The following is a 10,146-nucleotide window of genomic DNA, read 5'->3' as shown; positions in this document are numbered from 1 at the left end:
CCTGTCTGGCGGCGACGACGCGGGGGCTGAATCTGTCGATTGACGAGGGCTTGGCGGTCGAGGCCAGCCAGTTCGCCCGCGTCGCGTCCACCCAGGACATCCGCGAGGGGATGTCCGCCTTCCTGGAAAAGCGCCCGGCCCACTTCACCGGGCGCTGAGCGGGAACGCGCTGGTCAGACATGAAACAGCTCCAGCACGGCGCCGGAGGAATCCAGACCGGCGCACACCAGATGACCGCCAAAGCCGCAACCGCCGTCCAGCGTGACGCCGACGGTTCCGGCGGACACGCCCTGTTGGGCCGGGTCAAAGCCGCGCACCACCCGGTTGAAGGCGCCATAGGGACTGACAAGTCGGGAAAAGCCGCCGCCGCCCCACCAAAAGGCGTCGCCCTGCTCCCCCAACGGACGGGCTGGGTCAAGACCGGCGCTGACCAGCAGCACGCCGCCGTCGCCGCCCGCCGCCGCGTCGGAGCCGTCGGCGTTGCCGGTGTAGGCGGCGCGGCGCAGAGCGTTGAACAGCGCGTCATGGCCAGGATGGGCCTGCATGGCTTGGCGCAGCTCGCGCGTCCAGCGGCCCAGCATCACCGCGCCGCCGCGCGCGGCGGCCATGCCCGCTTCCGGCGTGCCGCCATAGGCGGCCAGCGTCGGGCCAAGCCCCTGCTTCAGCATCCAGTCGAGCACATGGCGGGGATCGGGGGCGAAATGGAGTTGCAGCAGCTTTTGCCACATCTCTTCCTGCGCGCCGCGCAGATAAACGATGTCCGACGCCAACATGCCCGGCACGCCCAACAGGGCGCAGCGGAAAGCCAGCAGTCGGTCCATGGTTTCGATCACCCGGTCGCCGCGACCGATCATGTTGCCGAGATAGACCAGACGGTCGCCGGGGCGGAAACGCTGGGCGATGGCGTGGTGCATCGCGTCCAGATGATCGGGCTGGGCGTGGATGGCCCCGATGGCCCAGATGTGCCGAGGACGCCCGAGAACGGCAAAGCGGGTGTCGGCAACTTTTTGCTGGTCAGCCATGCCTGTGCAAACGCCCACACGTCGCCGGGGAAGATTCCGCAGCGGAGTGTAGGCGCGTTGCATGACAGAAACAAAGCTGAAAAGAGAAACCGGAAGCGCGGCTTAGCGACACAATCCATCGGGTCGGGCCGCGCCGGTTTTCAACGCATTTGACGCAAAGACCGCCTAAGATCAGGCGGCCTTGGAGAGCACCGATTCCAGACGTTCCGTCGCCTTCATCTCGTCGATCATTTCGACGGCGGCGAGTTCACGGGCCAGACGCTCCAGCGCGGCCTGATAGATCTGGCGTTCGCTGTAGGATTGGTCGGACTGGTCGGCGCCACGGTACAGATCGCGCACCACCTCGGCGATGGAGACCGGATCGCCCGAATTGATCTTGGCTTCATACTCCTGGGCGCGGCGGCTCCACATGGTGCGGCGAACGCGCGAACGGCCTTGCAGGGTTTCCAGCGCGACCTTGATCCGGTCCTTGGTGGACAGGCGGCGCAGGCCGGAGTTGCGGGCCTTCGGCACCGGAACCTTGAGCGTCATCCGCTCTTTCTCAAACGTGATCGCGTAAAGCTGAACCTCAAGGCCAGCAATGCTGTGGGTTTCGATCCCTTCGACTCGACCGACGCCATGAGCCGGATAAACGACGAAGTCGCCGGCCTCGAAGTCAAGCTTGTTCGACATGTGGGTTGGCTCTCACTTCTCGCGATCACGCCATTTTGCCGCCCCGGTGGAAGGAGCGAAAAAAGACCTTGAGACGGTTGTGGCGCCGTGGGGATGGGATCCATCCACGACGATCGCAAACATCGGTTCGGTCCTTGGACGTTGGGAAAACCGGCAATGGCGCGAAGGCCGGCTCCGGGCGCGCATTATAGCGATGTTACGCCCAAGTTACAAAGGGAACGCGCAGGTCGCCGGACGGTTTTATCCACCGTCCGGCCATGGCCGACCCGCCCATTTTGCATGGCAACATAATTGGCCAACGGGGGCGAAACCCCCGCGACTCCGTACTTAGGCGCCGGAACCCGGCTTGGGCGACAGCAGGTCGAGCTTGCCGGATTTGCCCTTCCATTCGTCGGCGTCGGGCAAGGCGTCCTTCTTGCGGGTGATGTTCGGCCATTTCGCGGCGTAGTCGCGGTTCAGCTCAAGCCACTTGGTCGCGCGGTCGTCGGTGTCGGGGACAATCGCCTCGGCCGGGCATTCCGGCTCGCACACGCCGCAGTCGATGCATTCGTCCGGGTGGATCACCAGCATGTTCTCACCCTCGTAGAAACAATCCACGGGGCAGACCTCGACGCAGTCGGTGTACTTGCACTTGATGCAATCGTCGGTGACGACGTAAGGCATGATGTTCTCTCTCCGCTGTTCCAGCCGAACGATTCGGATCCGTCTTATCCGAGGAAGCCGCGCCGGATTGCCAACCCGCGCCTCCCTAGCACGCCGCCGCGAGGCTCTTCAACCCTGTGTGTGGTGTGGGCGCTTGCGTCGCGGGATGTTCGGACACCGCGTCCAGGAAGGCGCGCAGGCTGGCCGTCTCGACGCTGTCGACGCGGCGGACGAACAGGGTGGGCATCCGGGCCAGGGCGTCGGGCAGGGGGCGCCAGGCCAGCGTGCGGCGCCAGGGTTCGCGCTCCACCACCGAACGCGGCATGACGGTGACGCCCATGCCCGCCCCCACGCACCCCAATATGGCGTCGAGCGAGCCGAATTCCATGATCCGGTAGGGCACCCGCCCGGCGTCGCGCATCGCCATCTCCGCCCGCCCACGATAGGCGCAGGTCCGCGCGAAGCCGATCAACGTGTGGCGCCCGGACTCGCTGGTCAGGCCCGAGACGGGTTCGACCAGCACCAACTCTTCATCAAAGACCGGAACGGCGATCAGATCGGGGTGATCGACCGCCCCGCCGACGAAGGCCCCGTCGATCCGCCCGGCCAGAACCTCAATCAACAGCGTCTCGGTCGGGCCGGGGGCGATGGTCAACTCAACCGTCGGGTGGTCGGCGTGATAGCGCGCCAAGATCGGCGGCAAACGCACCGCCGCCGTCGATTCCATGGCGCCGATGGTCAGCCGCCCGCCGCGCCCGGCGGCGTCGGCCACCGCGTCGCGCGCCTGGGCGACCAGCCGCAGCACGCGGTCGGCGTAATCGGCCAGCACCCGCCCCGCCGGGGTCGGGGCCATGCCGCGACTCATCCGAAGGAACAGATCGACGCCCAGATCCTCCTCCAGCCGCTTGATTCGCGCCGTCACGTTCGACTGGACGCAATGCAGCGTTTCCGCCGCGCGGCTGACGCTGCCGGTGTCGGCCACCGCCTTGACGACGCGCAGTCCTGCCAGATCCATGCCCGCTTCCTTTCCGCCGCCCACGCCCCGCCGCCGATGGAATTGCCTGCTTTTTGCGCATGTCTCCCATCACTAAGAGTGGAGTGTATCATCAGAACAATTCATTGGAAATGAGCGACGGGCCGCGATCATGATGGCTGGCGACACCAAGTTTTTCCTTACGGCCACGGGCGGATCCCACCATGTTTCGCGTGCTCATCGGCGGCGTCATCGCGCTCGCCATCGCCATGGGGGTGGCGCGTTTCGCCTTCACCCCGATCCTGCCCGCGATGCAGGCCGCGACCGGCTTGGGGGCCGATGGGGCGGGCTTTCTCGCCTCACTCAACTATTTGGGCTATTTCCTGGGCGCGCTGGGGGCCGGGTTGGTTCCGCGTGGTCCCATCCGCACCGCCGTCTTCCGCGCGGCGTTGGCGTTGAGCGTCGGCAGCACGGCGGCGATGGGGCTGGATTTCGGCGACGCGGCGTCCGCGATGCCGCCCTGGAGCGTCTTGCGTTTCGTTTCCGGCGTGTCGAGCGCCGGGATCTTCATTCTGGGCATCGCCATGGTGCTCGACACGCTGGTCCGCGCGCAGGGCGAGCGCTGGGCCGGGTGGCTCTACACTGGGGTCGGGGTGGGCATCGCCGCGTCGGGTCTGTTCGTGGCGCTGATCGGGGGGCGGTTGGACTGGCATGGCGATTGGTTGGCGTTGGGTGGGATCTGCGCGGTGGCCGGGTTGCTGCCCGCGCTGTGGGTGACGGACCCGCCGCCGGTCGCCGCGCCAAAGGTGGCCGAGGCTGGAGCGGACGGCGGCAAGGCGGCGGCGCTGTCGCTTCCCTTGCTGCTGCTGACCGTCGCCTATTTTCTGGAGGGAGGCGGCTACATCGTGTCGGGCACCTTCCTGGTGTCGATCCTCAAGACCATGCCGGAAACCGCCGCCGTCGGTCAGGCCGCCTGGATCGTCGTCGGGTTGGGCGCCATGGGGGCGGGGGTGTTCTGGGCGGCGGTGGCCCGCCGTTTCGGCTCCTGGTGGGCGCTGATCCTGGCTCATCTGGCGCAGACCGTCGGCATCCTGCTGCCGATGACCGGATCGCCAGCGGCGGCGGTGGTCTCGGCCCTGCTGTTCGGCGGCACCTTCGTCGGCATCGTTTCGCAAGCCTTCGCGCTGGGCCGTTCGCTGTCGAGCGGCGGGTCGGCGCGGGTGGTCGGGGCGCTGACCGCCGTCTATGGGGTCGGGCAGATCATCGGACCGCTGCCCGCCGGGCTGGTGGTGGCGCGCACCGGCAGCTTTGACTCCGCCTTGCTGGGGGCCGCCGCCGCCGTGGTTTTGGGCGCGCTGCTGTTGGCGCTGGGGGCCTGGATCGCCGGACGGCAAGCGCGGGTGAGGGCGGTGGCGTCAATGGGCGCGGCGTCGTAACGGGGCAGGCGCGGACCTGCGACAATACGCGTCCATTTCCATAACCGGCCGTCGCTTCCGCCGATCATCCGCTTTGGTTACAGTTCCCCCGCACCGCACAACCGACTGTGCGGGACAACAAAATGGGGGAATCATGAAGCGCAAACTCGTCCCGGACGTCGTCAAATCGCAGGAACTAATTTTGGTGTCGGAAGACACCTCGGTCGCCACCGTGTCGAAGATGATGGCCGACAACAACATCGGCGCGGTGCTGGTGGTCAATCACGGCGCGCTGGTCGGCATCGTCACCGAGCGCGACCTGAACAACAAGGTTCTGTCAAAGGATCTGGATCCGGCGACGGTCGAGGTCGCCAGCGTGATGACCCGCAACCCCGACACCCTGCCGCCCGACGCCGACGCGGACGAGGCGTTGAGTCTGATGCATTCCAAGCATTACCGGCATCTGCCGATCACCCAGGGCAAACGCGCGGTCGGCATCGTGTCGATCCGCGACCTGTTCAAGGTGGCGTATGAGCATCTGATGGCCGAACAGGCGACGGCCTGAACCGTCGCCTGCTTTTGACGGGATTGGATCGAAACCCGGCGGGGCCTCAGTGCCCCGCCGCTTTCTTTCGGCGGGTCAACGCCATCAGGTTGAGCGATTCGACCAGCGCCGAGAAGGCGATGGCGAAATACAGATAGCCCTTGGGGATGTGGAAGCCGATGCCGTCGGCGACCAGCGCGACGCCGACCAGCAGCAGGAAGGACAGCGCCAGCATCTTCACCGTGGTGTGGCGGTTGACGAAATCGCCGACTGGGCCGGAGGCGAACAGCATCACCGCCATGGCGATGATGACCGCCGCGATCATCACCGGCAGATGATCGGACATGCCGACCGCCGTGATGACGCTGTCCAGCGAGAACACGATGTCCAGAAACATGATCTGGATGACGACGGAGCGGAAGCTGGCGATTTTGGGCGCCGCCCCCGCCTCCTCATGACCTTCGACCGTGTGGTGAATCTCCAGCGTGCCTTTGGCCAGCAGGAACAGGCCGCCGCCAATCAGGATCAGGTCACGCCCCGACACCGCCCAGCCCAGAATGGTGAACAGCGGTTGGGTCAGTTGCGCCACCCAGGCGATGGAGGCCAGCAGCATCAGGCGGGTCAGCAGCGCCAGCGCCAGACCGACCTGACGGGCCTTGTGCTGCTGGTGGGCGGGCAGCTTCGACGCCATGATCGAGATGAAGATGATGTTGTCGATGCCCAGCACGATTTCCAACGCGGTCAGCGTCAGAAGGCTGGCCCAGACATTCGGGTCGGCGAGCAGGTCGAACATGGGGCGGGCAGCTCCGGGAAACGCGGGAGGATGGTGAGCGGGCGCCGAAGGGCGTTCCCAGACCGCGACCAGATGAGGGCGCGTTGGCCGTCCTGCAAGAGGGCGCGGAAGAATTTCCGCGATCACCCGACAGATTCAGACCGACGGCCTTCTCACGCGATGGCGCTCTGCGCAGGCAATTTTAACCGTGGCGCGTTTTCAATCAAGCGCGACGGGGCGCCGCTGGTTTGGGCAAAAGCGCTGCCGCCTCTTTTTGCGGCGCAATCCCTGCGCACAAAAAAACCGCCGCTAAGCCGGGTGGCCTAGCGGCGAGTTGAACAGGGAGGCTTCACGTCTGGGAGACTTGAAAGATGTGTACCGGCGACGCCTCGCCCGCATTCCCGTGTTCTTCTCAACAGATTGAAATCAATATTGGTTCTTGGATGACGCTTGTGCGATACAGGTGTGGAATGCGACCGTGTGCGTGGCTCTGATGTGCCACAACCTGTGCCACGGAGCTTCTACCCTGGCAGGTTCGGACAAAACACATGCAGAGCAGCGATCTCCCGGTGGACGACGACACGATGCAATCCCCAGCCGGTATCGATGGAGCGAACGGGACGAAAGCGTTGACGCCGGGCGGGCTTCCACGGATGGAGAGGAAAACCAACCTGACGGATCGCAAGCTGGATGATCTTGCAGCCAAGCATTTGGTCAGCCCAGTTGACATTACGGATTCCAAACAGGCAGGTCTGGTCGCTCGGGTGTTTCCGAATGGGCGCCGGTCTTTCTACTTCAAGTGGCGTCCCAAGTCGGAGGCCGGAGGGAAACGCCGCTTCCGTTCGATGCGGCTTGATGCGTCGAACGTGGCCGAGGCTCGGCGGAAAGCGACGGAGGCGGCGGCACAGGTCAGCATCGGTCGCGATCCCACCGTGACGAGTGCGGCGTTCACCCCGATGTCCACGACCACCGTCGCCGAGGCGGTGAAGCAGTTCGTGGACCATCTTACCGGGATCGGTCGGAAAGCGGCCTACGTGAAGAACGTGGAAGGCATGTTCCGCAATCACGTATTGCCGGTGCTTGGTCAGCACCGCTTGATCGATGTGACGCAGAAGGATCTGTCTGAGTTGCTTGCGTCCCTGAAGAAGAAGGCTTCGGCCAAAGCGGACGGGCCTGTGGTCGAGCGCAGGTCATCAAAAGCACCGAACGGGCGCAACAGGCAGCATGATGGGACGAAACGGCGCGTGTCGGTGATGCCGAACCGCGTCTACACACAGATCAACAGCCTTCTGCGATGGGCAACGGAAGAAGGGGTGTTGCCCTCTGGTGCCGCACCGCTGGTCAGGCGCCCAATTCCCGTCGAACCGAGCAAAGTGCGCTTGAATGCCGGGACCAAGCGCGTGCTGAGGGTCGGGCATCTTGCGCGCATCTGGATTGCGGTTACTGACGAGCCACCGCATGTGCGGAATTTGACCCGTCTGCTCGTGCTGTTGCCGCTTCGGCGGGAAGAGATGACTGGTTTGCGTTGGCCCGAAGTGAACGGATTGGATACCGGGTCGAATGTCGTTCAGTTCGACGTCACGGCGTTCACCGGGCCAAGGCTGGATATCCCGGCGGAGCGTATGAAAGGAGGCAAGAGACCGCAGATGATGCCTCTGCCACTGTCGGCGGTCGCGATGTTGGAAGAAATGAAGACGTTCAAGGGCGTGGGCGGAGAGTTCGTGTTTTCCGTCACCGCCGGGCGCACGTCTTTCGCGGGTTGGCAATCGCTGATGGTGCGGCTTCGAGAGCGGTGTCAGGGCTTGCCGGAAAACTGGAACATCCACGACTTCCGGACGGCGTTCGCAACGGAGGTCGGTGATCGCCTGAACGCCGAACCGAGCATCGTCAGCCGTCTTCTGTCGCATGCCTTGGAGAACCAGCTTGGCGTGACGTGGCGGTATGACCAGAGCCGCCGGATTGAGCCAATGCTGGCTCTGCTGACACAGTGGCAGGATCTGATCCTTGAGGAGGTTGAGACTGAACTGCGGCGTCGAAGACAAGAATCGGGCGGCTCAGTCGAGGCGAGCATCTTGGGGCTTCGGGTAAGCGAATGATTTTGTGTTTTAGGGATGGAGGGTGATACAGTCCACTTGCGTTCCACCCCCAGCGACCCCCGTGGCCGCTGTGAGTCCTCCTCGGTTGGAAGACGAAGCTGCCGAATGGCGGCGGACAGGCCAGAAATGCTTTCGCTCCATTGGAGGAGGGCGGCCGCAGACGCCGGAGCCGCGAGGCACCGAAACCCTGATGCGGTACATTGCCGCCGGGATTTGACATGAGCATGAACCAGACCATCCAAGCGGAGAGCGGATGGGTTGACAGCACCGAACTGAAGTTGCGTGGCATCGTGGCCAGCCGCACCACGCTCCACCGGTACCTGAACCGACCGATGTCGGAGAACCCGTTTCCGCGCCCTCACCGGCACACCAAAACAGGCCGCCGGTATTGGCCTTTTCAAGAGGTGGCGGCGTGGCATGAACGCGAACTGGCGCGCAAGACCATCTCTCCAGATGTCGCGCCGCTGGTTCCAGATCGGGATCCCTCCGCGTGGCGTCCTGGTGGATCGCGCCGGTCCAGCGGAGATGTGGAGGCGCACGCAGCACGCCATTGACGTGCATCGGGCATGGGGTGTTTCCAGCGCTCCATGCCCAGATCGCCGAATGATGTCGCGGACGGAGCGATCTCTCATTGGTTTCTGATCTGGTGGATCAGATCACCACATGATGACCACATCTGCATGTCAAGGAGGCGTCCACTCGCTCGCACGCTCGCTCGCGTCCACCTACAATTCACGCTTCGTCTTCGCGGAATGCTCGCGATGCTCGCATTCGCTCGACGTCGCGTGAATTGTCTTGTTTGGCATTCTGTGTAATAAATCTCTCCTGTCACCCTAGATTTATGTTGCATTCTATCCCCCCGCGCTGAACGCACTCGTCATGGTTCAGCAGCGGGGGAGAACTTTGCACCCTGAGTTTGTCAGTTGTTCCATCAGCCGCGACCGCGTTTATGGCGGTGCTGGTGGTTTCCCGGTACCAGCGTGTGACGGCCCGCTCTCGGCACGTTCCAGGTTGTCGTGGAGGCTCGGGGCTGATCGGCCGGGCGGTCGGACCATGGAAATGGTGGACGCCGCTCGTCGGCCGGGGCCTTGCGCCTCGGTGAACGTTGTTGCCAAACGGTAATGCGATTGGATCGCAAGCTCATGCGCGCAGCGATGGAAGGACCACGCGCATGCGGATAGTTGTCAAAGCGAAGACAGAACTATCCTCTTGATTTCTTGCCTTTCGCGAAAATTGCTTCGCCAAGCGGCCGTTTCTTACCTCGGATGTCATGACCCGTGTAAGTCCGACTTGTCGGCTGTCCTGCCTCATACTCGCCGGTCCAACAACCCGGTCTGCGTTTTACCGCTGGGATGCGGTCATTTCCCATGGACACAAGTATTTATACTCAACACGTCGTCGATTGGTCAATTTACTTCGCAAGAGCATTGACCGGCCAAGATCAGACGCATGCGAAAGCGCCTGCCGTTCGATGAACATACTCGACCTGCTCCGCCGATTGCAGCGCGCCGGGGCGTGCGGCTCGGACGGCGGCGACGGCGTCATCAGCTTGCATTCCAAGGTCGGTCAGAAGGCAGGCGGCACTCATCGCGCTGCGGCTGCGTCCAGCACGGCAGAAGAACAGCACCCGGCCGCCATGGCCCAAATGCCGCCGGGAGCGCTCCGCAATGTGGGACCATTGCGGTTCGTCGTCCTGGGGGATGCCTCCGTCGGGGACCGGCCGCCAAAGGAAGGCGATCCCTGCCCGTTCGGCCAAATCCGGTATGCGCCCAACCCCGAGGCATCGGACCTCGCGGGTTTCCAAAAGGCCGATTGCCATGGTCGCACCCCAATGGGTGATCTGCGCCAGATCCAAGTCGATATCCCGGTTCCAACCGCCGTTGATCGGGTCGCGGTCCTGGCGGCCTGGACACATCGAAAAACCGACGGCACCCCCATTCGGTGCGACAACTGTCGCGATTTCCAGTGGATGAGACGTGCTGGTGCGCGGCGTGACGATCATCACAGTCA

The 10,146-nt window shown here is 64.1% G+C and carries 10 protein-coding genes; 4 read left to right on the top strand and 6 right to left on the bottom strand.

From position 1 onward, the window contains the following. Nucleotides 1-173: 173 nt before the first annotated feature. The 4 genes from ACODS4_RS08590 to ACODS4_RS08575 form a co-directional block, all read right to left on the bottom strand. The gene (locus ACODS4_RS08590; protein ID WP_488862651.1) at nt 174-1,022 is read right to left on the bottom strand and encodes a hypothetical protein; all 849 of its coding nucleotides are present in this window, start codon (nt 1,020-1,022) and stop codon (nt 174-176) included. A gap of 171 nt (nt 1,023-1,193) precedes the next feature. Further along, entirely contained in the window at nt 1,194-1,694 is a 501-nt protein-coding gene (locus ACODS4_RS08585) for a CarD family transcriptional regulator (RefSeq protein WP_298379986.1), read from the bottom strand. A 327-nt stretch (nt 1,695-2,021) separates the two neighbouring features. Continuing rightward, entirely contained in the window at nt 2,022-2,357 is a 336-nt protein-coding gene (fdxA, locus tag ACODS4_RS08580) for a ferredoxin FdxA (RefSeq protein WP_298379989.1), read from the bottom strand. Nucleotides 2,358-2,442: 85 nt separating this feature from the next. Then, nucleotides 2,443-3,351 (bottom strand): LysR family transcriptional regulator, encoded by a 909-nt coding sequence (locus ACODS4_RS08575; protein ID WP_488862648.1) that lies wholly within the window; start codon nt 3,349-3,351, stop codon nt 2,443-2,445. 182 nt (nt 3,352-3,533) lie between these two features. On the opposite strand from ACODS4_RS08575, the gene ACODS4_RS08570 reads away from it, so the two are divergent. Together ACODS4_RS08570 and ACODS4_RS08565 are read left to right on the top strand one after the other, a co-directional pair. Then, a complete protein-coding gene (locus tag ACODS4_RS08570) occupies nt 3,534-4,745 on the top strand; it encodes a YbfB/YjiJ family MFS transporter (RefSeq protein WP_488862646.1) in 1,212 nt (403 codons plus the stop codon). 133 nt (nt 4,746-4,878) lie between these two features. Further along, nucleotides 4,879-5,289 carry a CBS domain-containing protein gene (locus tag ACODS4_RS08565; RefSeq protein ID WP_488862644.1) on the top strand — a complete coding sequence of 137 codons (411 nt, stop codon included), beginning with the start codon at nt 4,879-4,881 and terminating at the stop codon, nt 5,287-5,289. Between the two features lie 46 nt (nt 5,290-5,335). On the opposite strand, the gene ACODS4_RS08560 is transcribed toward ACODS4_RS08565, so the two are convergent. Then, entirely contained in the window at nt 5,336-6,061 is a 726-nt protein-coding gene (locus ACODS4_RS08560; RefSeq protein ID WP_488862642.1) for a TerC family protein, read from the bottom strand. A gap of 527 nt (nt 6,062-6,588) precedes the next feature. Here ACODS4_RS08560 and ACODS4_RS08555 point away from each other — a divergent pair. Continuing rightward, nucleotides 6,589-8,136, top strand: coding sequence for a tyrosine-type recombinase/integrase (locus tag ACODS4_RS08555; RefSeq protein ID WP_488862640.1), 1,548 nt, complete (start codon nt 6,589-6,591; stop codon nt 8,134-8,136). 218 nt (nt 8,137-8,354) lie between these two features. Next, nucleotides 8,355-8,690 carry a hypothetical protein gene (locus tag ACODS4_RS08550; RefSeq protein WP_488862638.1) on the top strand — a complete coding sequence of 112 codons (336 nt, stop codon included), beginning with the start codon at nt 8,355-8,357 and terminating at the stop codon, nt 8,688-8,690. 887 nt (nt 8,691-9,577) lie between these two features. Here ACODS4_RS08550 and ACODS4_RS08545 read toward each other — a convergent pair. Then, nucleotides 9,578-10,138: a protein-tyrosine phosphatase family protein gene (locus ACODS4_RS08545; protein WP_488862636.1), complete on the bottom strand. Its 561-nt coding sequence runs from the start codon at nt 10,136-10,138 to the stop codon at nt 9,578-9,580. Nucleotides 10,139-10,146: the final 8 nt, after the last annotated feature.

Source organism: Azospirillum sp. FG154 (genome assembly GCF_057809575.1).
This window is presented reverse-complemented; position numbering and strand designations above follow the sequence as displayed.

Excerpts from the sequence above, each read along its gene's own strand:
- ACODS4_RS08570 (WP_488862646.1), top strand. The coding sequence starts at position 3,534 with ATGTTTCGCGTGCTCATCGGCGGCGTCATCGCGCTCGCCATCGCCATG.
- ACODS4_RS08565 (WP_488862644.1), top strand. The coding sequence starts at position 4,879 with ATGAAGCGCAAACTCGTCCCGGACGTCGTCAAATCGCAGGAACTAATT.
- ACODS4_RS08555 (WP_488862640.1), top strand. The coding sequence starts at position 6,589 with ATGCAGAGCAGCGATCTCCCGGTGGACGACGACACGATGCAATCCCCA.
- ACODS4_RS08545 (WP_488862636.1), bottom strand. The coding sequence starts at position 10,138 with ATGATCGTCACGCCGCGCACCAGCACGTCTCATCCACTGGAAATCGCG.
- ACODS4_RS08560 (WP_488862642.1), bottom strand. The coding sequence starts at position 6,061 with ATGTTCGACCTGCTCGCCGACCCGAATGTCTGGGCCAGCCTTCTGACG.
- ACODS4_RS08575 (WP_488862648.1), bottom strand. The coding sequence starts at position 3,351 with ATGGATCTGGCAGGACTGCGCGTCGTCAAGGCGGTGGCCGACACCGGC.
- ACODS4_RS08550 (WP_488862638.1), top strand. The coding sequence starts at position 8,355 with ATGAGCATGAACCAGACCATCCAAGCGGAGAGCGGATGGGTTGACAGC.
- fdxA (WP_298379989.1), bottom strand. The coding sequence starts at position 2,357 with ATGCCTTACGTCGTCACCGACGATTGCATCAAGTGCAAGTACACCGAC.
- ACODS4_RS08590 (WP_488862651.1), bottom strand. The coding sequence starts at position 1,022 with ATGGCTGACCAGCAAAAAGTTGCCGACACCCGCTTTGCCGTTCTCGGG.
- ACODS4_RS08585 (WP_298379986.1), bottom strand. The coding sequence starts at position 1,694 with ATGTCGAACAAGCTTGACTTCGAGGCCGGCGACTTCGTCGTTTATCCG.